The organism is Bdellovibrio sp. HM001 (assembly GCF_055397275.1).
Genome location: NZ_AP029174.1, coordinates 2,742,202 through 2,762,630 on the forward strand (window position 1 = coordinate 2,742,202; position 20,429 = coordinate 2,762,630).

Genomic DNA, 20,429 nt, shown 5'->3' on the forward strand with positions numbered 1-20,429 from the left:
TTCGCTGAATTTTCGTCTCTCAAGTTGAGACGCAAAATCTCTATTTCATGTAATCATCAAAAATCTTTTGGATCACGCCTTCATTTTTCATCTGCTGCAGGGTTTTTCCGAAGCGCTCTGCCAGCTCTTTGCTACCAGGCCCTCGGGCCTTGGAAAAGGCCACGTAGGACGGGTTTTCAGAAACCAGATAAACAGATTCAAAGATATCCCTGTATCCCAGTTTTTTGCTCATGAAGCGGAACGCTTCCTCTGATGCCACCACCACATCCACACGTTTGACCCCCTCAGAGCGCCCCAGTTTCTGAATCAGCATTTCCTGAGTGCCACTAAGATCCAATCGCAAATTCTTTTTATAGGCATCGAACTTTGGCCCATAAGAGTATTGATCATTCACTCCCACCGTCAGACCTTTGAGGTCCTCGAGGCTGCGAATTTTAAACTTTCTCTTCTTCAGCGCAAAAACCATATTACGGGTTTCACTGACCGGTTCGTAAAAATAGAGAAATTCTTTTCGTTCCTCGGTCACAAACGGGGGAAAGAGCGCATCCACCTTCCCCGTGCGAGCCATCACCACAGCACGCGCCCAGGGGAACGTCACGAATTCAGGCTGAACCTTCATTCTTTTGCACGCCTCCCGAATGATCTCGACGTAAGTGCCCTTCAGCTCCACTTTGTCCCGATAGATTTTGGGCGGAATATCTTCGTAAGAAGCAAAGACAACTTTTTCGGCCATCGCCGGAAAAGAAATAACAAGACCCACAATAAACAGCAGCGATTTTAAAAACATTCCGACTAGCATGAATTTAGAGCTGACAATATTCAACTCCTTTTTAGTTCGGATTACCTTTCAGACTTTCTAATGGATAAACTCAAAGTCGTTGCTTCAGAAGACGACTGATATCCGCGCGCATCTCTTCACTGACTTCGTGCTGCGCCGAATAAGTCAGTAATTGCACAGGAAAGCCTGCATTCGAAAAAACTCTTTCAGACTCTTGAGCATGAAAGAAAGGAAGCCTGTTATCTTCGATTCCATGAAGAATAAAAATATCCGGTGTCGTTGAGTAGTTGGACTTCCGAGACAGCGCAGCCATCTCCTGCAACGTACGCCCACCCATACCAAACACGGCCCTCACCAGACTTGCCTCTGTCAAAGCAACGGAAAAACTCATGATAGCGCCCTGACTGAAACCCGCCAGGAAAATTCTCTCCGTATCGACATTCGGTTTTTGACAAAGGTCACGAAGAAATTCGACGACGTGCTGCCGCGCCACCTCGGCCTGTTCCCTATTATGCACAGGTCCCTGCTCCGTGAAGTTCACATGAAACCAACCATAACTGTGAGGGCCCATCGCCAAAGGACCACGCAAGCTGTAAACATCCAGGCGTGGATCCAACGAAGCTCCGAACTCCGCAAGGTCCTGCTCATTGGATCCCACTCCGTGCATCAGCACCAGAACCGGTGTCTTCGCAGATGATTCTTCTTTTGCCGGGATGTATTTATACATAACTCAGACCTTCCTTCCCAGACTCAAACAGCGCATGGAAATCGAACCCATGTCATAACCTTCAAACTCAAACTTCAGTTCATCTTTTTGCGCGTCTGCAGCCCCTAACACATACAACAGCGGATAGTAGTGATCCGGAGTCGGTACACTGTTGCGCCCGGCGGAGGTCTTCATAAAATCAGAGGCCAATGAGGCAAAGTCCCTTTTTTCAATCTGTCCCTTGACCCACTCGTCAAACTCCACGGCCCAGTCAAAGCCCTGGGACTGCTTACTCCAGTCAATCTGCCGAAGGTTATGGACAATATTGCCACTGCCCACGATCAGAACCCCCTGCTCACGCAAGGACTTCAGAATTTTTCCCAGCTGCAGATGAAACGCCGGAGGTTCGGACATATCTATGCTTAGCTGCAACACAGGAATATCCGCCTCGGGATAAATTCGGCGCAGTACGGACCAGGTCCCGTGATCCAATCCCCACACATTTTTGTCAGCGTGTATTTGGGGCTTGTCGGTCAACTTTTGGATTTGTTCTGCCAAGGCCGGACTGCCCGGAGCAGGATACTGCACATCAAAAAGAGCCTGCGGAAACCCGTAAAAATCATGAATGGTGCGAGGCTGACCCATGTGAGTCACCCAGGTCCCGGCACTCAACCAGTGAGCAGAAATGCACAAGATGGCTTTGGGACGCGGAAGCTCGACTCCCAACTGCCCTAAGCGCTGAGTGAAACGATTGTCTTCGATTGCATTCATGGGGCTTCCATGACCTAAAAACAGAACTGGCATAGCTGATGATGCATCCAAGGAACCTCCCCCCAACTTCAACTGACGCAGCCCCAGTAGAGCCAGAAAACCTCCGGCTCCGAACATCAGGGACCTGCGTGTGATTCGGTGATATCGATCTTTCATGGATTCATTATCCGAAAGAACTCACTGTTGCGGCAGGGTTCAAAACCGAATCACTCTGTTGCGCCAGGGGGACAATGACTCAGCCCACTTTAATGAAAGCTGATATGATCCTGGGGTCTTTCATCGTGCTCATAACGATCCTGCAAGATCGCCTGTTCTGAACTCATCGGAATTCCCACTTTATGGATGGCTACCAAGGTCCATCCATAGGCACCTGCGCCCACCAGACACAGACAACCTACGCCCGTTAAAACCAGCGGAAATGTCAGCGAATTCAGCGGAGCATTCCAAGTTCCCCCAAGCAGGACTGCACTCACAGCAAATAGTCCCAAAGTGAGAACATTGAGCAACATGTGAATCAGGCCGTCTTTTTTTGCAGTGGTGTCTTTGGGAATTGCCATGGCCCAGTCAATGAATCCGGGAATGGCCGCCACCACGGCAAGTGCCACGGCCGCCATATTGGAAAAATATCCCAGCTTATACCAGAAGATCTCAACATCCGCGAACTGGTACACAAGAAAGCTGACAAAGGTAAGAAGATAAAACGTAATGGGAAAGGCCACCAGCATGGGATGAATTCCATGCCCTTTGATTGATACTTTGCTGTACATAAAACCTCCCTGTTTTATGTCTTCAAAGTATAGCGACTTTTCCGCAAGAGCCAGCCCTCCGGTAGCGAAGTGCCAACTCTCAGCGAACGACTCAGGCCAAGGTCGATTGTTATTTGTTTTTACTGTAGCGCTCGAAGCTGGCCTTGTTTTCAAAGTAAACCACAGAACCGTCAGCGCGAGCCGCAATTACAGCCGTGGCTTTGTCGATGGACTTACCGGTTACAGGATCAATCGCTTTGCGCGCACTGGCATCTTCCGCCAGGGTTTTTTTGCAGTTCTCACAGCAGCCATAGTATGTTTTCCCGGCATGGGACACTGGAATTTGATCACGGGGGAAAACCATGTTCGTCACCATACAGACTTTTTGATTCGGAACAATCTGCAAAGACTCTTTTGCCAAAGCCTCTGATCCAAACGCCAAAAAAACCAAAACGGCGGCAACGACAATAACGCCCCATTCTTTGAACTGCTTCATCATAAATATCCTTTCAAAGCTTCTCTCTGTCACTAGGAGACCCGCTTCCCACTTGTGACAAAGTCCCTGCTTTTTTCTTAAAACGAACTTATACGCTGTGGCAATGAGCCAGCCCCTTAAATCCATTGATTATCCAATACATTAAATAATCTTTCTATTTTATCCATCTAATCAAAAGATCAACGGGGTGTTATATTAACAGCATATGAAAGGGACTGTTATGAAAAAACTCTTATTCTCTCAACAAAGTAATGCCCGACACTGGGTCGGCGACGGTTTTCCAGTCCGCTCGATCTTTACCTACAACGACATCGCCCGGGAAATGAGTCCATTTCTGCTGATGGACTACTCGGGGCCGGCCGTTTTTCCTCCGTCGGAACATCGTCGCGGCGTGGGTGAGCACCCTCACCGCGGTTTTGAAACAGTGACCATTGTTTACGACGGCGAAGTGGAACACCGCGACTCTGCAGGCGGTGGTGGCCTGATCAAACCCGGCGATGTGCAATGGATGACGGCTGCTTCAGGTTTGGTGCATGAAGAATTTCATGGTGCCGACTTCGCGAAAAAGGGCGGCAATTTTGAAATGGTTCAACTTTGGGTCAACCTGCCGAAGAAAGACAAAATGTCCAAACCCCGCTATCAGGGCTTGATGAATACGGAAATCCCTCAAGTTGCTTTGGCAGATGGGGCGGGCCACTTGCGAGTGATCGCCGGTGAATTCCATGGGATGCGAGGACCTGCAAAGACATTCACTCCGATCAACTTGTGGGATCTGCGTTTACAGGCCGGAAGCAAAACGGAACTCAATCCCCCCGTTGGCCATACAGCGGCTGTCTTTGTTCTTAGTGGCGAGGTCACACTGGGTACGGGAGAGCGCTTGCAGGAAGCGGAGCTGGCCGTCCTGGACCGCGAGGGAGCCAGCTTCACTCTGGCTGCCGGCACTGATGCCAAAATACTTTTCTTAGGTGGTGAGCCTATTGAAGAGCGTATTGTTGGTTATGGCCCGTTTGTCATGAATTCGGAAGCAGAAATACGTCAGGCCTTTATTGACTTCCAAGAAGGTAAAATGGGTCAGATTGATTCCATCGAAGGTTCGCGCTAAAAAGAATCCGAAGGGGCCAAGGCTCCTTCGGATTTGTTTTTCCCGCAGGTCTCAGGCACAATTCAGCCATGGACTTGAATGAAATCGCCATCTTTGTCAAAGTCGTTCAGACCGGCAGTTTTTCCTCCGCTGCAAAGCAGTTGGAAATGCCCAACTCCACTGTCAGCGCTAAAATTTCGTCTCTGGAAAAACGCCTGGGCGTCACCTTGCTTCATCGGACCACTCGCAAATTGCAAATCACACAGGCCGGACAGATGTTCTTTCAACGCTGTCAGGTGGGGATTGGCGAGCTTAAAGCCGCCACAGAAGAGGTCAGTCAAGGACAAGGAGAACCACAGGGACTGTTGAGGGTCACCGCCCCTGCCATCATCGGCCCCAGCTTGTTAAAGGAAGTGATCACAGAGTTTCGTCGCCAATATCCGAAAATTCAACTGGAACTGCTGCTGACAGACCGACAGGTGGATTTGATCTCCGAAGGAGTGGATCTGGCCATTCGCGCGGGCGAGCTGAAGGATTCAACACTGATCACCAGGAAACTGGGACTGAGTTATTTTGCCCCTTTCGCCAGTCCGACATACCTCAAACGAACAAACACTCCTCTTCACCCCAAGGACCTGCGCGACCATCAATGCCTACAATTCACGCCGCTGGGAAAAGACCACTGGGAATTTTTAAACAAAAACCGCAATAAAGTGACTGTGAATCTGCGCGGAGATCTGGTCATTGATGATCTGAATACAATCAAGGAACTGGCGGTTTCAGGTGAGGGCATCGCTCTGCTGCCGACCTTCCTTTGTGGAGCGGAGTCGAAAACCAAAAAACTGGTGCGCATTCTGCCGGACTGGCGTTCAGATGTAAGACCCGTGAGCTTCGTCTACCCGCCTCAACGATTTACCCAACCGCGCCTTATGGCTTTTATTAACTGCGCCAGTGATCTTTTGAAGGAGCGCTTAAAGGAACTTGAACTTTAGACGCTAAAAATGGAAACGGGCCCCGACCCTTTGGCCAAGTCCCGTTTCGGACGACCCCTAAAAGATGGAAGGTGAAAAAAGAATGAAATCTAAAACCACTTACCAACTTCCGGATCGTTTCCACATGCTTATTATAACGCACTTTTTCTTCAGTAAAGCGTCTGCTGCCAAGAAGCAGACACTTTAATCCGAGTAAACTTTAAACTTCTTCGACCTTAATACCTTCAGCCGCCATAATTCGCAAAGCATTGGTCGTTGGACAAGGCCCCCGTCGCAGATGATAATGGAATATCATCTTTCCATTATCATCAATATCTTCCCGGAAGTGCAGATTTAACAAGGTCGGGTTGCTGGCTTCCAATGCTGTCAGCTCCAAGTCATGTGTTGAAATAAAGCCCATCGCAGATTTTTCCTGAGCCAGCGTCTGAATCACCGCACGACTGCCGATCTGACGCTCCCGATTGTTAGTGCCGCGGAAGATTTCATCAATCAAGTATAAAACGGGCTTTCCTGAAGCCGCGGTGTTCAGAATGTCCTTCAGACGTCGGACTTCCGCATAGAAGTAAGAATACCCATCACGCAAAGAATCACTGACCTCGATGCAGGTTTCAATCTGCAGGGGAATCGTCACAAAGCGTTCTGCAAAGACTGGCGCGCCCATGTTGGCCAGTGTCTGATTCACCCCCAAGGTGCGCAGGAACGTGGACTTACCCGACATGTTGGACCCCGTTAGAAGCCCCAACGATTTATCTTTCGGGAACTCAAAATCATTGGCGACCGCCTTACTGCGATCCAAAAGAGGATGGAAGACATTCTTGCAAATCAAAGTCTTTTCCGTGGCAAACTCCGGATAACACTGGGTCTGATACTTATCAAAGACCAGCAAAGACCCCAGCACTTCAAATTCTGAAAGCTCTTCGACACAGGCCGGGAAGTCCTGAGCCATCTTCAATCTTAAACGTTCCAGGAAATAGACCGAGACCACCGTCCACGGAAGAATCGCATTTAAAATAAAATGCAAAATAGGATTGGTCTGAGTTCCCACAAAGCCCAGAATTGTTTCCAGTTTCTGTGCTGTTCGTGACGGTGACAACTGAAAGATTGTCGGACAAAGATCCTGCAATACTTTATCGCTGGAGGACTTTCTTTCAATCGCCTCCAGCACCGGCGCCAAAGCCGTCAGATGATGAGACAATCCGGTTCCCTGCAAAAAGGCGGACCCCACGGACCCCAGACTGAAAAGACTTAAAAGAGGAAATGCCATAAACACCACTGATGGCAAAATCGTCCCCGTCACACTGACAAAAATCAACACAGCCAGTGTGATCGACCATAAAATCAAATTGGCAATCAGAAGCACACCAAAGCGCGGCCCCACGAAAGAGTTTTTCAGAAACTCCTGGATCTGCAAGGTGGAAAGATTCAGCTCATTGGAATTGGTTTCAATCCCCAGCCGCGTGTAGAACCAGACGTGCGGGCGCAACAGACGGATTTGCTCCTGACGTTTTCTTAAAACTTCGACATCAGAGGGCGGCTGACTCATCCATCGCAAAAGTCGACGCAGTCCTCCTTCTGAAAGTGTTTCGTCCAGCAAAGTCCACAATGAGTGCGACCCCACCAATCCCAAATCCCGGATCATGGGAAACTCTGCCGACGTGTCAAATGCCTGCTTCCAACTGCGACCTGAGGGTTGCCCTAAAAGACGCCTGTGCTGGCGCAGAAGGAATTCATTCCAACGGGTCAACCTTTGCACGTGACGATAGATCCGGCGCGTTCGCACTACAAGGACCACGAAGATCACCATCAAAACCGCCGGAACTGCAAAACCTGAGCGTGCATTTGGTATCATAGACAGCACAACAAGGCTTGCAAGAAAGATCAGGGCTGTTAAAAGACGAATGTTCTGATGTTGACGAAGGCGCTGCTGCCAGAGCTGCAAGAGACTCTGAATGCGTGCGGATTTTCTTTTGACGGATTGTTGCTTCATGCTTTCCATGATGCCGGGGCCACGAAAGCGAGGCAACTCAAAAACCCCGGGCTCTCGACCGAGAGCCCGGGAAAAAGATAAGACTTACAAAAGCTGAGAAAGTTCTTCCTCTGTCACTACAGGATACTCCTGACCATCTACGATTGGGACATAACCATCGTCAGAACCATCATTCGTATCAGGCACAGTCACCAGCTCTTCTCCTGGCTGCTCAGGTGTTGGCTCAGGTTCAGCCGCTCCGGAATCACCACCGCTATCAACGCCAGAACCGGAATCCACGTCAGCTCCAGGGTCTTCGCCAGCCCCAGCTTCTTCACCCGTTCCGGGTTCTTCACCAGATCCGGATTCTTCGCCAGTGCCAGGCTCTTCAATAGCTGCCGGTGTTTTCAAAACGGACTTCAGTTTCAACACAGGTTTCAACAGACAACCCCCGTTACCTTGCACAACGACGGATTTCAGCGCATCAAAGTCCACAACAACCTGATAGTTATGACCTGCTTCAAATTCCACTTTATTCGTCAGGATGATTTTGACACCGGTCTTTTGGGCGCTCGGTGTTTTCAGCTCACAGATGGAGTCATCACCTTTGACGGCATAATGTCCTTCATGTTTTAGAACCAGACGGATCTGCTGAATACGCAATCCCGCTGGAGCAACGATATCCTGCAACGGCAGCGTCACACCATTTTGCAACTTCAACAAATCCACCGGCCCCAATCCTTGAGCCAACTGCAGACGCCCGGATTTACCCGCCCCGCCGATCAAGACTTCAATGTGATCAATATCCACCACAACGGACTTGAGATCTTTATTCGGCGCATCTGTCAGTTTGAAACTGACTGTGCTCATTTCACTTTTGTACTGACTCGAGGTGGCTCCGCTTTCAGAGTCTGGCTCACTGACAGTGCGACTGCAGGCGGACCCAAGCAGCACAGCACCGAGGCATATAAGCTTTACAGAAACACGCTTCATCTTACCCTCCTGGTAATTCTTACGCTCAATATACTCCTCTCGACTTACAGACTCAAAAATGTCCCCTTTGAGGCATTCAATCTGAGAGAGCTGTCAAAGACCTGGGCACTTTCTTCAACATTCTGCTGTCTTCATTGGCCTTGTCACGCAGCCCCCATGTGAGAAGAAAAATAAACCTCTTCACATTACAGACTTCAGTTTGCCATTTGCTCGTTTCTCACATACTGTGGGGCCGCTCAACGCACTGGAGACGCTATGGCCTTACTTCTCGTCAGCATATGTCTAGCCGCGGTCATTTATTTATACTTCAACAACAATCCTCTGAATCACTCGAAAAAATTTATCTTCAGGCGCTTCGTGAACTGGTTCCCCCTGGGGATGAGCTATGCCTTTCTCTACATGGCCCGCTACAATCTGAATGTTTCCAAGAATGCCATGGGCGAGATGATGACCAAAGAACAGTTTGGGATCATCTTTGCTGCGGGCACTATTGTCTATGGCCTGTCATTCCTGATTAATGGACCCCTGGTGGACAAAATGGGTGGCAAAAAGGGAATTCTGATTGCCACCCTGGGTTCTGCCTTGATGAATCTGCTGATGGGCGGCGCAACCTATTTGTACCTGATGGGACGCCTGAAAACCAATATGGTTGTGGCCTTTTCGGTTCTGTACGCGATGAACATGTTCTTCCAAAGCTATGGAGCTGTATCCATCATCAAGGTCAAAGCCTATTGGTTCCACGTTCGTGAACGCGGCGTCTTTGGCGCCATCTTTGGAACCCTGATTTCGTTCGGCGTGTACTTCGCCTTCGACTGGGGACAGGCCATCGTTGATGCCTCGAAGTTACATATCGAAGGTGAAAAGACCGCTTTCCAAAAATTCATTCAACATATCTTTGCGATTGATACCGGTGCCACAGATGCCACCTGGCTGGTCTTTACCATTCCCGCCTTCATCTTGATCGTCTGGGCCCTGATCGACATGGTGCTTTTAAAAGATTCCCCAAAAGAAGCCAACTTCGATGACTTTGACACCGCTGATGCTTCCTCCACCGATGACGATGAAAATGTCAAAATGACGATGACACTGATTCTGAAGAAGGTGTTTTCTAACCCCGTCATGATCACGATTGCCATGGTGGACTTCACTTCAGGGGTTTTGCGCAACGGGATCATGCAATGGTATCTGATCTTTGCCAATGAAACCAAGGACACCAATCCGGCCTTCTATGCAGGGTCCGAATTCTTCATCAAGAACTGGGGGCTGTTGTTGTGCTTAACCGGGGTTCTCGGAGGCTTTATTGCCGGCCTGGTTTCAGATCGCATGTTCCAGTCCCGTCGCGGGCCTCCGGCTGCAATCAATAACGTTGTGATGATTCTGCTATTGATTGTGATGTGCGTTTTCTTAACCAAAGATCCTACGGTCTTCGGATTGGCCGCTGTCTTGATGACCCTGGCCGTGATCGGCGTGCATTCCCTGATGTCAGGAACAGCGGCGGCTGACTTTGGTGGCAAGAAAATGACAGCAACAGCTTCGGGTATTGTCGACGGCTGTGTTTATCTGGGATCTGGTTTGCAATCTCTTACGATCGGCTATCTATCCGCAAAAAACTGGCACTACTGGCCACTTTTCCTGATCCCCTTTGCTGTTCTGGGCCTGGTTCTTGCCCTGCGCATGTGGAAGGAACTGCCAGAGGCCACCAAGAAGTACATCCTTGAAGTGGAAAAAGCCGAAGCCCGCAGACAACAGCAGGAGAGCTAAAAAGGCTCTTTTGCTGGACGCCCTGGTCCAAAGGCTTTTCTGTTACCTTTGTGCTATTGAATGTGAAAGGCGTCTCTGGCAAAAAACTGGAATATCGACTATAGTGAAAGAGTTCTTAGGGGGCATGCCATGGAATTATGGTTCATACTTGGTTTTTTAGCAGTGGCGGGAATCTCCGTGATAGTCTATTTCTCTTTGATGGTGTTCTTCCCCGAGTGGGTGGGCATCACTGGCAAGGTCGCCCTGGATGCTGAACGCAGCCACAAAGAAGGTGCATCCGAAGACACTGGCAACACTCCTTTCAAAGGCTAATTCAACTTGGAATACCGGTCCCGGAATTGCCCGGGACTCAGCCCCAGTTTGGCGCGGAAGAACCGACTGAAATAATTGGGATCCTGAAAGCCCAGCGCATTGGAAACCTCCCCTATCGGTAAAACTGTGTAAGCCAGATATCTTTGGGCTTCCAACAAACAACGTTCATGAATCATCTCACGTGCGGATTTATTCAATAGTCTCAGCACCCGCATCGTCAAAGCCTTGGGCGAAATCCCCAACGATCTGGCGTAGAAGTCCACGTTGTGCTGTTCACTGAAGTGTTTTTCAATCAATCCTTCAAATTCTCGCATGAAACTGACTTCAGCTTTTTTGGCCTTGCTAGGTTTTGACTCGGTGGTGCGCAGTAATTCCAGGGCCAGCAAGCTTAATAAACTTCGCAAGGCCTGGTCTGCCCCCATTTTCTTCTTTGCAAACTCCAGGCACATTTTCTCACAATAAAAGCGCATTTCTTTTTGCAGCTCTGCAGAGAATCGAAATACATCCGGAGCATCATACAGACTTTGCAAAGGAGCTTTTTCCAAAAGATCCATGCGCAAGGAATCCAGATAGAACTCGACCACATATCCTCGCGTTCCTTTGGTCAGATACCACTGATGAACCTGACCAGGCTTAACCACAAAGATATTCCCGGCCTTCAGCGGGTAGCTGTTAAAATCAATGTTGTGCAGCCCCTTGCCAGCAGTGACGATCACCACCTGAAAAAAATCATGGCGATGCGGAAACGGCACCTTGGGGTTCACACGTTCTTCCAATCTTTCAGCGCGAATATCACCTCTTTGAGCTGTGACAATACCCAGTGCTTCCATCGAATGAAGCTTAGCGACATTTCTTCCCGGCATACTTTTCCCAATAGTGGCAACTGCCACAAAAATTTTGACGAGATTCTTTTGTATAACCTCAAAGTCCCGTCTTTTGTTTTGTCCCGTCCAGCATACCCTCGGTATAAAAGCTCATCAACCAATGGAGGGTCTCTTAATGAAAAAGTATTTCATTTCTGCATCTATGATTCTTTTATCCGCGTTGCCAGCAATGGCGGCTGAAATCACCCCAGGAACTTTGGTGGGCCGCTATAAGGTGGAGGCTCGTGCCGGGTTTCAAAAGATTTATGCGAACTTTCGCGTATTAAACACAACCGAATTCGAAGTACAAAGAACATATGCCAACGGCGCTGAAGACGAAGTCTGCAACGGCACTTACAACCTGCTGAGCAGTGTCAGTTGGGATGAAAACTGGCTTCTGGCCGTCTCGAAACAATTCAAAGGCAACTTCACCTGCCCTAGCAATCGCTCTAAAACAATCACATTCAACGTTGATTTTGGCGCGAATAAAACAGAAGACCTGGCTCGCGGAACACAGGTGGTCGTCACCAGCTCGATGGCTCCTGGCATGAAACTTAATGCCTACGTGAAAAAGCAATAAACTAAAAAAGCCCTTCCTTGATTGGAAGGGCTTTTTCTTTCGTCATGATTTTAGAAACTAATCGATCGCAGAGATTGTCAGCTTATCAATACCAACCTGCACGCCCAGGCCATGCAGCAGCTGCAACGAGATATTCATAGCCAGTTGTGGCAAGCCCACTTTCACAGCCGTGAAGGCCCCGACACCGCCAATGATCGCCGCTTCCCCTTGTGCCACCAGATATTTTCCCAAGATCACGTCCGGGGACGAGTTGAAAAGACTGACTTCTGAAGAAGCCCCGGCCAGTTTGAAATAGCCTATACCCGCCGTTGGACCAATCCAATGATGTCCGATCGTCACCTTCACATCCTGTGAATAGCGTGTGCCTTTGATGCTCTTGCACTTCAAAGTTCCGTACGCCACTGTTTTAAAGTGTCCGACGATCACCTTGATGCCCTTGGATGTGCCCTTGAAAGCCAACCCACAGGCCCACAGGCGGTTGCCGGCGATACTGGCCTCATCATTCATCACCACAGCTTCGGTGTTGGCGTGGGCAAAGGCCCCTGTCAAACCAAATGCCAGAAATAGAATCAACTTCTTCATACTGTCCTCCTTGCTTGCGCAGTTCATGTTTCCTTCATCTTATTCGGAAGGAATTCCTTTTCAGTGGCAAGCCAACGGATGAAACACATACTTTACACACCCAAACTCTGTGCAATCCCACGGTTTGGGCCCAGAGTCTGCTGGACTCCTGTCACTTTGCAATGATATCGTGACCTGCAAAGCTTGGTAATTTTGTGGAGACGATATGATCAATCAGTGCAAGCAATGGCTTTCCCAGGAGGTCCTACCTCTATGGATCACAAAGGGAGTGGACTGGCAGAATGGTGGCTTTGTAGAGTCCTTTTCGCTGGACGGCGAACCGCAGGATGTTCCCCGTCGCTCGATGGTGCAAGCCCGCCAAATATACAGTTTGCGTATCGCCATGGAGCTTCAGCTTTGCGATAAGGAAAAGGCCCTCAAAGCCATCGAACTTGGTGCAACAACCCTGATCAAAAACTATTCCTTGCCATCTGGTGCTTTCATTCATTCCGCCAGCAAAGATGGCGTTGCTCAGAACACCACACCGGACCTGTATGCACAGGCATTTGCTCTTTTTGGCTTGGCTCATGCTTATGCTGTTCTTCCCAAGACAGAATACAAAGAACGCGCACGCCAACTGGTGCAGTATCTATACAACGAACGGCATCTGCCTCAAGGCGGCTTCACTGAGCTGACTGACAAAGGAGTTCAGTACGAGGCCAATCCGCACATGCACATGTTTGAGTCCGCTGTGGCGTGGATGGCTATCGACAAAGATCCTCTTTGGCAAAGGTTGGCCGATGAAATTCTGCAACTGTGTCTGAATAAATTTATCGATGCAAAATCAGGCACATTGGCCGAGCACTTCAATGCTGACTGGTCCCCTATTCTTGAAGGTGGCCGTTTTGTTTTCGAGCCGGGGCATCAATATGAATGGGCCTGGTTGCTGGGACTTTATCAGGGCCTCACAGGCAAAGATCTCACAGCTGTTCGTGAAAAATTGATTGCTCTAAGCGAAAAGCACGGCGTCTGGCCGGAAAGAAAATCTGTCTATGATGAAGTCTGGAGTGATCTGTCTTCAAAGCAGCGTTCTTCCCGCTTCTGGCCTCAATGTGAGCGCATCAAAGCAGTCCTGCAGATGGGGCTGGAAAACACAACCCAGCGTGCTGTCTACGCGAAAGCCGCAGACGAAGCCATGGCGACGTTGTTTAAGTTCTTTGAAACTCCCCAAAAGGGTTTGTGGTTTGATACCTGGCTGGAAAATGGCGAGTTCAAAATTCAACCTGCCAAAGCCAGCTCGCTTTATCATATCACGGGCGCGATCAACGAATACGTGCGCCTCAGACCTCAGCTCTAGTTTATTATTTAATTCGAGAGATAATGTCGTCAGCAACACTTTCAACCGTGTTGCTGCGACTCATTTCCATGCGGTTGGCCACAACCATCGACATTCTTTGAGGCGGACAGAGCCTCAGGCAGGACGTGGTCGACACCGACCACGCAATATCCGGACAGAGTTCCTGCAGCCGAATTTGCAGCTTTTCCAGGAACTCCTTTTTAATGACCACCGAGGACCCCTCTTCCCCGGAAGATCTCACAATACAGCCTGAGCAGATCTCAACCAGCTGTTTCATGCGTATTAGCGCATCTTTGGCATCGTTTGAGCGATCCAGTCTTTGTAGTAAACCGCATTGGTGTAAACACCCGTGTTGTCACACAAAGCACTGCCACGGCTGGTAACGCCAAACAGATACATCTGGCCGTTTTGTTCCACGTAAGCGGGACCACCAGAATCACCGGAACATGTCCCGTGACCTTTGGATTCATCCAGACGAACTTCTGTTTCATGAACAAATGAAATCGGAGCTTTCGTTTCGCGCAAAAGCCCATCGCCGAACATATCCACTTTCAAGCAGTTTTTCAGGTCGTCATCACACATGACTTCGCCGTATTCCAGGGCTTCGTCCAGATTTTTTACTTTTCTAGGATCGATCGGCTCAGTTTCTACTTCAGAAACTCCGTAGCCCGCCACTGTCACAGTCAAACCACGCTTCAGAATACTGTCATCCTGAAGAATCTGAACAGGCTTGTATCCTGGCGGCAAAGAACCACGGAACTTAATAAGAGCAATATCGCCCCAATCCATCTCTTTGTCTTCCTGGGTATCCGGGTCGTAACTGGAGTGAACTTTATAATCACTCACGCTGCGGGTGTAGGCCTGAACGATATCCTGCTCACGAGCGTTCATAAGATCGTCCATATCCACACCGAAGATCAGACGAATTTTAGCTGGCTTCACCCCCCAAACACAGTGAGCCGCCGTCAATACATAGTTATCCGCGATAAGAGAGCCCGTGCAGATGGCATCATTTTCAAGGTCATAGATTCCCACAATACCAGAGGACATGGAGCTGTTTTCCGCCACATCTGTGCCGCCAATAATAGCCGTGGAATCCTTAGCGTTGATTTGTGGACGAGTTGAAAGTCCACAGGACGCCAAAACAATAGTTGCCAATACCAATAAATATCGGTTCAAAAAAGCCTCCCCCTAAAAGAGGGGCTCTTATATGTAGGACGTTACCAAACGGCAACATATTTTTGAAAAAAAGACGGGGTTCCCGACATATTCTTGAACTCTGACTCTAAAAGCCTAAACTTTCAGGTATGAAAAATTTTTATCAAGAAGGTCCCAGCCTTTCGAACACTTTTCGTTCCGATGAAACTCTTCAGAAAATTCTTAAATCCCTGTTGCCTCCGGAAGCTCAAAAACAGGCCCTTCCTCATCTGGATCATCTGGGCGAACGTGCCGTCACGGATATGCTGATCTGGGCGGAGGAAGCCGAAGCCCTGCCCCCTGAACATATCCCCTTCGATCCTTGGGGGCGTCGCATTGATAACATCAAAACTTCATCGGGATGGAAAGCCCTTGAACGCGTCGCTGCGGAAGAGGGTATCGTGGCCACGGCCTACGATCGAACCTGGGGCCCGGCCTCACGGGCTTACCAGATGGCGCTGCTTTATTTGTACTCTCCAAGCTCTGCGATATTCTCGTGCCCCTTGGCCATGACCGACGGAGCGGCCCGTGCGATTGAACTTTATGGCGACAGCGATCTTAAGTCCCGGGCTTTGCCTCACCTGCTATCTCGTGACCCCAAAAACTTCTGGACCGCAGGCCAATGGATGACCGAGCGAAGCGGAGGCTCTGACGTCAGCGGCACCTCCACCGACGCCCATCCCTTCACTGGTACCAGTGCCTTTGGCGCCACCCATTCCTTGCATGGAACAAAGTGGTTCACCTCGGCAACGACATCCCAAATGGCGCTGACACTGGCTCGTCCTGAGGGTGCGCCGGCTGGATCCAAAGGACTGGCTTTGTTCTTCCTGGAACTGCGCAATGATCACGGACAACTGAACAATATTCAGATTCATCGTCTGAAAGACAAACTTGGAACCAAGGCCCTGCCCACGGCCGAACTGAGCTTGTCAGGAACCCCGGCCCGCATGATCGGCAGCGCCGGCGAAGGCGTCAAGCGCATCGCCAGCGTCCTGAATATCACCCGCATTTACAATTCCATCTGCGCTGTCGGACACATGCGTCGCTGCCTGGATCTGGCGCAAAGCTATTCCCGCAAACGCCACGCGTTCGGCAAGCTTCTGATTGATCACCCCCTGCACAAGACCACACTGGATTCCCTGGAGGCGGATTTCCGTCGCTGCATCAGCTTTTGCTTTCTGGTCGCGGATCTTTTGGGCAAAGAAGAAGTCGGCGAAGCCTCTGCTTCAGAAAAAATTCTTCTGAGGGTCCTTACGCCAATTCTAAAACTCTATACCGCAAAAAAAACCATTCATATTGCCAGCGAAGTGGTGGAGATGTTCGGAGGTGCCGGCTACATCGAAGACACCGGCGTTCCCCGTCTGCTGCGTGATGCCCAGGTCTTTTCCATCTGGGAAGGCACCACAAACGTGCTTTCTTTGGATATGCTGCGAGCCTTTGAAAAAGATCAGGCTTGGCAGGTTTTGGAAGAGTTCCTGGTGCGCTCTATGGGCGCTACAAATGAACAACTGACAAAATTTAAGTCTTTACAAAGGCTGGGGCCGGAAGAAAAAGAGCAACAGGCACGCGATATCGCATTCCTGATTGCAGACACCATTTCATCCGCCGCCCAGAAGCAATTTAAAGTCTAGCATGCCCTGTCCCTGAGGACACCGACTCAGGGACAACTGCCACCTTGTTTGCAGATACGAAGTTTTCCACTAAAGTTTGTACTTTTACCGACCGCATCTCGAAAGCCCTTACTGAGCTCCTTGAAGCGAAACTCAAAGACACAAAAACGCGGAACCTGAACAAAATCTGTGTTCAGAAAAATACTATTCTTGGAAAAGCTCACCTCCGAGGAACCGGAACCCGCCCCTAAAATCTGCACTTCAGAGCCAGCATCATCCTCCGGAAGACCTCCTGAAGGGATCAAGTCATTGGCATCACGAGGGCGAAGCTGCTGCCCCGAGCTCCTCAAATCACAGCTATGCAAAAACCGGATATCCGCCAAAGACCTGCCATAGTTTACTCCGGCCAACGAAACATCCAACTGATAGCGCCCCTCTGACAAGTCCTGATCCTGCTCCTCTGGACGTGTCTTCTTTTTCATCATCTCCTTGGGGCCGACATAACAAAACGTAATGGCATATTCCGCGCCAAGGCGTTCGCTCCCTAATGAAATATCGATTTCCGACAGCTTGTTGTCAAAAGACCGATCCATAGGCTGAAGATATGCCCAGTCAGGCCCCGCCATTGCGATTTGGGTTTTATTAAAAACAGTCGAAGCCTGAATTTGATCACCCCAGTTGCTTCGACTGCGACAAACACAAGAAGTTCCGTCATCCGCGGCCTTCTCAGGAGAGCAGGACTCCCCCGTTGAAAGGTTCACACACTCAAGCTCTTCGCCGCCCGGATGTCTGATCCTCGCATTGCAGGCATAAAGCATTTCGCCAGAGTCTTTATTGACAACTGTCTGCATGTTCGCCGGAGAAGCCAGGACCGCTTCACTCAAAAACGCCAGCAGCACCAAAATCATTTTTTTCATTAATTACCTCTCACACTGCAGGGAAATAAATTCCCCGGACTGCAATGGATATTCCCTGAAGACAGGTGACATCTTCTGCATTTTTATGTCTTGCAGAATCACGCGCCCTCCGGAAGGATCCGGTAAAATAGCAGTAAATTCCAAAATAAGTTTTTGATGGAACTTGCGATTGCCAAGCTTCTGGCATTTCGCCTTCTCACTGCATATTTTTCCGTAATAAGGAGGCCAGGTCGTAGAGGAAATGATCCCTTCCAATCCCGCCAATGTTTCTGATAAGTTCACGGTTTGATTATTCTCGCGTAAACCGCTCAGGCCAGCAAAGGTGGGAACCACACCAAGCTCACCCAGCGTCTGAATGGCAGGAAGGTTGTCAATCCCAACCGTGGCGCCCTCAGTATTATAAAGGCGAACCAACATTTGTTTTAGTCCATTGAGAAAAATAGCATAATCGTCCGTGGGGTCCTGGAAAGTCGCAATCAGGCGATACCGGGATCCGGACTTAATAATCTGATCCTGGACCTTAAAGCTCATACCGCTCATAAACCCCTGCCAATTAGGTGGAACCAGTCCTCCATCCCACCATTCCTCAATCAGTTCAGGCCGTGCGTTCTTGGAAAGCTTGTAAAGTTCAATCTGACCCGTGAAAGGCTGGGTAAAATTCGAAGAGCTGGAACATTCACCATTCAGACAGCGACGTTCACCGATATTGGAAACAAAAAAAGAAAGATCAAATTGAGTCATATTTTCGCGCGTGCGAATATTAACCGGCCCCCAATCGCCCTCAACATTATAAGTCGTCGGAAACCGTGGTACCCCTTCGCCGAAATCATCGGATAGATCCAGCAGTCCCTTTTTGGGAGTGATATTGACATTAAAAGCACGACTGCCAATATGGCGAACATCAGTCGAAACGCCGGTGTCATCGCCGACAACCAGTGTATCTAAATTAGAGAATAGATCCTGCGCCTCTATACCCAATGACTTCAAATAGTCCGGATCGGTGCACTCAGACCGTAAAAGAGGCTGAACCGAAAAATCATTTTGCGCACGTATTTTCACGAAGCACATGCTTCCGCGCAGAAGCACGGCACTTTCATCGATTCTCTGGACCTGACAGAACTCCTGCTGGTCTTTCACAACCAAAGGAAGTCCGCGAGTGTCTGCCACACGCAAATCAATGCAACTGCGAATAAATTTGTACTGTCGTTGGAAATTATCCCGTGTCACCTGGGGAACATAGGAGGACACCGACCGGGAATTTTCAAGCTGGCACTTGCCAGGTTCATAGCTGTCAAAAATATAGCTGTCCTTTGACTCAGAAGAAGGTCCCCACTGAACCGAACCCAACGAAAACATCAGGAACTTACCTGCCTCTTCCTGACACTTGACCACCTTCGAAGCTGGTATTGACATTTGCCCAAGATAATCCGCCCAAGAGCGGTTTTGGGGTGAAATATTGATCTGAATTCGATCGTCGTTTTCAACAATACAGGCCGCCGAAGCCGGCGACCCTGTAAAAAGAAAGACGAACATAAGCAACAGAGACAGTTGCGTCCTGTTTTGATAATGCCAAGAGCTATTTACACATACATTCCACATATCCTGCCTCCGTCGCATACAGTTCTACAAATCCTTAGTCACAGTCTTTGCAACCGTTCTCAAGTTTTGCCATCTCAACTTTTGTGTGAGTGCAGATATCTGCACCATGTTTCTGCCATTTTCTGTGCTTAGCGTATTTTTTATCCAATCCATCTTTTTCTTCGAAGACGTAACGGATTTTACAGAACTTGGCAGCTCCACCTTTGTAATCCAATTCTTTGTACTGCTTGTCGATGATCTTCTTGAAGGAAGAAGACGTCGCAGGGTATGTGTCAGATTCATACTCGTAGTCAGCATTGTACGGATGGAAGTAGCTTAGGAAGTGCTCGTTGAACATTGGAAGGTCGTACTTCAACTCGTCATCCTTGTCGTCACACTTGCCCTCGGCACAAGATCTTTCCTGCGTGGAGCAAATGATGTAAGCTTTCATCTTAAGATCAGACAAATCGCTGTAACCGTCACCATTGACTTTCAGACCGTAGTCAGAAACTGATGCTTCAGCCAGAAGATTCCATTTGGTTTCAAAGTGGCTGTAGTCAATCTGAGACCCACGATAGCAGATATCCACGAAGTATTTCGCGTTGTACAACTCACTGCCAAGGTTGAAGGCCAATTTTTCCAAGACTTTGTGATAAGCTGTTTTTTCATCAAACAACTGGTTGAATTTTGGACTTTCGCCGGACACTACGTCAGCATGTGGATCCACACTGTCACCCCAAGGGCGGTAATTGGCGTGGAAGTAATTTCCAGTCTTACGCCCTTTGGAAGTCGTACAGACGCAATTATTCTTATCATCTTCTTTACCACCACCTGGAGGGCCCGGAGGTCCGTGGTGACCACCACTGAAGTTCATGAACTTCGGTAGTTTTGCATGAGGCTTAGGACCATGATCATCCTCTTCTCCGCCCTTACAATCCAAACCGACACAGTCTCCAGAACACTTCTCATGAGTGATCGCCGTATAACATGCCACCTTATCGCCTTCATGCGGATCATGAGTCATCAACCCGGCATTACAAGGATAGATACTTGGACCCGAGCTGTTCACTCTGAAGCTATAGGTCACCTGAATGGCGTTGGCTTGCATCGCCATAAGTGTGACGGCAGTTGTTGCCATCGCCTTAAACATACGTTTCATGTTGT

The 20,429-nt window shown here is 49.2% G+C and carries 21 protein-coding genes; 7 read left to right on the forward strand and 14 right to left on the reverse strand.

Features of this window, described 5'->3' with window-relative positions:
* Positions 1–40: 40 nt before the first annotated feature.
* The 5 genes from ACZ5ZZ_RS12960 to ACZ5ZZ_RS12980 form a co-directional block, all read right to left on the reverse strand.
* Positions 41–787: a substrate-binding periplasmic protein gene (locus ACZ5ZZ_RS12960; protein ID WP_464139795.1), complete on the reverse strand. Its 747-nt coding sequence runs from the start codon at positions 785–787 to the stop codon at positions 41–43.
* Positions 788–869: 82 nt separating this feature from the next.
* Positions 870–1,505, reverse strand: a complete 636-nt coding sequence (locus ACZ5ZZ_RS12965; protein WP_464139797.1) for an alpha/beta hydrolase — start codon at positions 1,503–1,505, stop codon at positions 870–872.
* A gap of 3 nt (positions 1,506–1,508) precedes the next feature.
* The gene (ygiD, locus tag ACZ5ZZ_RS12970) at positions 1,509–2,288 is read right to left on the reverse strand and encodes a 4,5-DOPA-extradiol-dioxygenase (RefSeq protein ID WP_464135216.1); all 780 of its coding nucleotides are present in this window, start codon (positions 2,286–2,288) and stop codon (positions 1,509–1,511) included.
* A 212-nt stretch (positions 2,289–2,500) separates the two neighbouring features.
* Entirely contained in the window at positions 2,501–3,022 is a 522-nt protein-coding gene (locus ACZ5ZZ_RS12975; RefSeq protein WP_464131646.1) for a DUF2231 domain-containing protein, read from the reverse strand.
* 109 nt (positions 3,023–3,131) lie between these two features.
* Complete coding sequence (locus ACZ5ZZ_RS12980) at positions 3,132–3,500, reverse strand: hypothetical protein (protein WP_464120276.1); 369 nt, start codon at positions 3,498–3,500, stop codon at positions 3,132–3,134.
* 217 nt (positions 3,501–3,717) lie between these two features.
* Between ACZ5ZZ_RS12980 and ACZ5ZZ_RS12985 the strand changes: the two genes are divergently transcribed.
* Complete coding sequence (locus tag ACZ5ZZ_RS12985; protein WP_464139798.1) at positions 3,718–4,599, forward strand: pirin family protein; 882 nt, start codon at positions 3,718–3,720, stop codon at positions 4,597–4,599.
* 68 nt (positions 4,600–4,667) lie between these two features.
* Complete coding sequence (locus ACZ5ZZ_RS12990) at positions 4,668–5,570, forward strand: LysR family transcriptional regulator (RefSeq protein ID WP_464139800.1); 903 nt, start codon at positions 4,668–4,670, stop codon at positions 5,568–5,570.
* A gap of 199 nt (positions 5,571–5,769) precedes the next feature.
* Here ACZ5ZZ_RS12990 and ACZ5ZZ_RS12995 read toward each other — a convergent pair whose 3' ends face one another.
* The gene (locus ACZ5ZZ_RS12995; RefSeq protein WP_464139801.1) at positions 5,770–7,557 is read right to left on the reverse strand and encodes a MutS family DNA mismatch repair protein; all 1,788 of its coding nucleotides are present in this window, start codon (positions 7,555–7,557) and stop codon (positions 5,770–5,772) included.
* A gap of 84 nt (positions 7,558–7,641) precedes the next feature.
* Complete coding sequence (locus ACZ5ZZ_RS13000; protein ID WP_464139803.1) at positions 7,642–8,529, reverse strand: DUF4382 domain-containing protein; 888 nt, start codon at positions 8,527–8,529, stop codon at positions 7,642–7,644.
* A gap of 255 nt (positions 8,530–8,784) precedes the next feature.
* Between ACZ5ZZ_RS13000 and ACZ5ZZ_RS13005 the strand changes: the two genes are divergently transcribed.
* Both ACZ5ZZ_RS13005 and ACZ5ZZ_RS13010 read left to right on the forward strand, forming a co-directional pair.
* Entirely contained in the window at positions 8,785–10,290 is a 1,506-nt protein-coding gene (locus ACZ5ZZ_RS13005) for an MFS transporter (protein ID WP_464131656.1), read from the forward strand.
* Positions 10,291–10,419: 129 nt separating this feature from the next.
* Positions 10,420–10,602, forward strand: a complete 183-nt coding sequence (locus ACZ5ZZ_RS13010) for a hypothetical protein (protein ID WP_464120270.1) — start codon at positions 10,420–10,422, stop codon at positions 10,600–10,602.
* Here ACZ5ZZ_RS13010 and ACZ5ZZ_RS13015 read toward each other — a convergent pair.
* Positions 10,599–11,492, reverse strand: coding sequence for a helix-turn-helix domain-containing protein (locus ACZ5ZZ_RS13015; protein ID WP_464139805.1), 894 nt, complete (start codon positions 11,490–11,492; stop codon positions 10,599–10,601). The two genes, ACZ5ZZ_RS13010 and ACZ5ZZ_RS13015, sit on opposite strands and share 4 nt — an antisense overlap.
* Positions 11,493–11,601: 109 nt before the next feature.
* Between ACZ5ZZ_RS13015 and ACZ5ZZ_RS13020 the strand changes: the two genes are divergently transcribed.
* Entirely contained in the window at positions 11,602–12,045 is a 444-nt protein-coding gene (locus tag ACZ5ZZ_RS13020; RefSeq protein WP_464131659.1) for a hypothetical protein, read from the forward strand.
* Between the two features lie 57 nt (positions 12,046–12,102).
* Here the strand turns inward: ACZ5ZZ_RS13020 and ACZ5ZZ_RS13025 are convergent, their stop codons facing one another.
* Positions 12,103–12,627: a hypothetical protein gene (locus ACZ5ZZ_RS13025; RefSeq protein ID WP_464131661.1), complete on the reverse strand. Its 525-nt coding sequence runs from the start codon at positions 12,625–12,627 to the stop codon at positions 12,103–12,105.
* Positions 12,628–12,832: 205 nt separating this feature from the next.
* On the opposite strand from ACZ5ZZ_RS13025, the gene ACZ5ZZ_RS13030 reads away from it, so the two are divergent.
* Positions 12,833–13,963: an AGE family epimerase/isomerase gene (locus ACZ5ZZ_RS13030; RefSeq protein WP_464139807.1), complete on the forward strand. Its 1,131-nt coding sequence runs from the start codon at positions 12,833–12,835 to the stop codon at positions 13,961–13,963.
* 4 nt (positions 13,964–13,967) lie between these two features.
* On the opposite strand, the gene ACZ5ZZ_RS13035 is transcribed toward ACZ5ZZ_RS13030, so the two are convergent.
* Positions 13,968–14,240 (reverse strand): hypothetical protein, encoded by a 273-nt coding sequence (locus tag ACZ5ZZ_RS13035; RefSeq protein WP_464139809.1) that lies wholly within the window; start codon positions 14,238–14,240, stop codon positions 13,968–13,970.
* A gap of 5 nt (positions 14,241–14,245) precedes the next feature.
* Positions 14,246–15,142 (reverse strand): S1 family peptidase, encoded by an 897-nt coding sequence (locus ACZ5ZZ_RS13040; protein ID WP_464139811.1) that lies wholly within the window; start codon positions 15,140–15,142, stop codon positions 14,246–14,248.
* A 128-nt stretch (positions 15,143–15,270) separates the two neighbouring features.
* Here ACZ5ZZ_RS13040 and ACZ5ZZ_RS13045 point away from each other — a divergent pair, with 128 nt between their 5' ends.
* Positions 15,271–16,791 (forward strand): acyl-CoA dehydrogenase family protein, encoded by a 1,521-nt coding sequence (locus ACZ5ZZ_RS13045; RefSeq protein WP_464139813.1) that lies wholly within the window; start codon positions 15,271–15,273, stop codon positions 16,789–16,791.
* Positions 16,792–16,817: 26 nt separating this feature from the next.
* Here ACZ5ZZ_RS13045 and ACZ5ZZ_RS13050 read toward each other — a convergent pair whose 3' ends face one another.
* From ACZ5ZZ_RS13050 to ACZ5ZZ_RS13060, 3 genes are all read right to left on the reverse strand, one after another.
* Positions 16,818–17,687, reverse strand: a complete 870-nt coding sequence (locus ACZ5ZZ_RS13050; protein ID WP_464139815.1) for a hypothetical protein — start codon at positions 17,685–17,687, stop codon at positions 16,818–16,820.
* Between the two features lie 3 nt (positions 17,688–17,690).
* Positions 17,691–19,100 (reverse strand): hypothetical protein, encoded by a 1,410-nt coding sequence (locus ACZ5ZZ_RS13055; protein WP_464139817.1) that lies wholly within the window; start codon positions 19,098–19,100, stop codon positions 17,691–17,693.
* Between the two features lie 220 nt (positions 19,101–19,320).
* Positions 19,321–20,424: a hypothetical protein gene (locus ACZ5ZZ_RS13060; RefSeq protein ID WP_464120259.1), complete on the reverse strand. Its 1,104-nt coding sequence runs from the start codon at positions 20,422–20,424 to the stop codon at positions 19,321–19,323.
* Positions 20,425–20,429 lie beyond the last annotated feature (5 nt).

Excerpts from the sequence above, each read along its gene's own strand:
- ACZ5ZZ_RS12960 (WP_464139795.1), bottom strand. The coding sequence starts at position 787 with ATGTTTTTAAAATCGCTGCTGTTTATTGTGGGTCTTGTTATTTCTTTT.
- ACZ5ZZ_RS12965 (WP_464139797.1), bottom strand. The coding sequence starts at position 1,505 with ATGTATAAATACATCCCGGCAAAAGAAGAATCATCTGCGAAGACACCG.
- ygiD (WP_464135216.1), bottom strand. The coding sequence starts at position 2,288 with ATGCCAGTTCTGTTTTTAGGTCATGGAAGCCCCATGAATGCAATCGAA.
- ACZ5ZZ_RS12975 (WP_464131646.1), bottom strand. The coding sequence starts at position 3,022 with ATGTACAGCAAAGTATCAATCAAAGGGCATGGAATTCATCCCATGCTG.
- ACZ5ZZ_RS12980 (WP_464120276.1), bottom strand. The coding sequence starts at position 3,500 with ATGATGAAGCAGTTCAAAGAATGGGGCGTTATTGTCGTTGCCGCCGTT.
- ACZ5ZZ_RS12985 (WP_464139798.1), top strand. The coding sequence starts at position 3,718 with ATGAAAAAACTCTTATTCTCTCAACAAAGTAATGCCCGACACTGGGTC.
- ACZ5ZZ_RS12990 (WP_464139800.1), top strand. The coding sequence starts at position 4,668 with ATGGACTTGAATGAAATCGCCATCTTTGTCAAAGTCGTTCAGACCGGC.
- ACZ5ZZ_RS12995 (WP_464139801.1), bottom strand. The coding sequence starts at position 7,557 with ATGAAGCAACAATCCGTCAAAAGAAAATCCGCACGCATTCAGAGTCTC.
- ACZ5ZZ_RS13000 (WP_464139803.1), bottom strand. The coding sequence starts at position 8,529 with ATGAAGCGTGTTTCTGTAAAGCTTATATGCCTCGGTGCTGTGCTGCTT.
- ACZ5ZZ_RS13005 (WP_464131656.1), top strand. The coding sequence starts at position 8,785 with ATGGCCTTACTTCTCGTCAGCATATGTCTAGCCGCGGTCATTTATTTA.
- ACZ5ZZ_RS13010 (WP_464120270.1), top strand. The coding sequence starts at position 10,420 with ATGGAATTATGGTTCATACTTGGTTTTTTAGCAGTGGCGGGAATCTCC.
- ACZ5ZZ_RS13020 (WP_464131659.1), top strand. The coding sequence starts at position 11,602 with ATGAAAAAGTATTTCATTTCTGCATCTATGATTCTTTTATCCGCGTTG.
- ACZ5ZZ_RS13025 (WP_464131661.1), bottom strand. The coding sequence starts at position 12,627 with ATGAAGAAGTTGATTCTATTTCTGGCATTTGGTTTGACAGGGGCCTTT.
- ACZ5ZZ_RS13030 (WP_464139807.1), top strand. The coding sequence starts at position 12,833 with ATGATCAATCAGTGCAAGCAATGGCTTTCCCAGGAGGTCCTACCTCTA.
- ACZ5ZZ_RS13035 (WP_464139809.1), bottom strand. The coding sequence starts at position 14,240 with ATGAAACAGCTGGTTGAGATCTGCTCAGGCTGTATTGTGAGATCTTCC.
- ACZ5ZZ_RS13045 (WP_464139813.1), top strand. The coding sequence starts at position 15,271 with ATGAAAAATTTTTATCAAGAAGGTCCCAGCCTTTCGAACACTTTTCGT.
- ACZ5ZZ_RS13050 (WP_464139815.1), bottom strand. The coding sequence starts at position 17,687 with ATGAAAAAAATGATTTTGGTGCTGCTGGCGTTTTTGAGTGAAGCGGTC.
- ACZ5ZZ_RS13055 (WP_464139817.1), bottom strand. The coding sequence starts at position 19,100 with ATGTCAATACCAGCTTCGAAGGTGGTCAAGTGTCAGGAAGAGGCAGGT.
- ACZ5ZZ_RS13060 (WP_464120259.1), bottom strand. The coding sequence starts at position 20,424 with ATGAAACGTATGTTTAAGGCGATGGCAACAACTGCCGTCACACTTATG.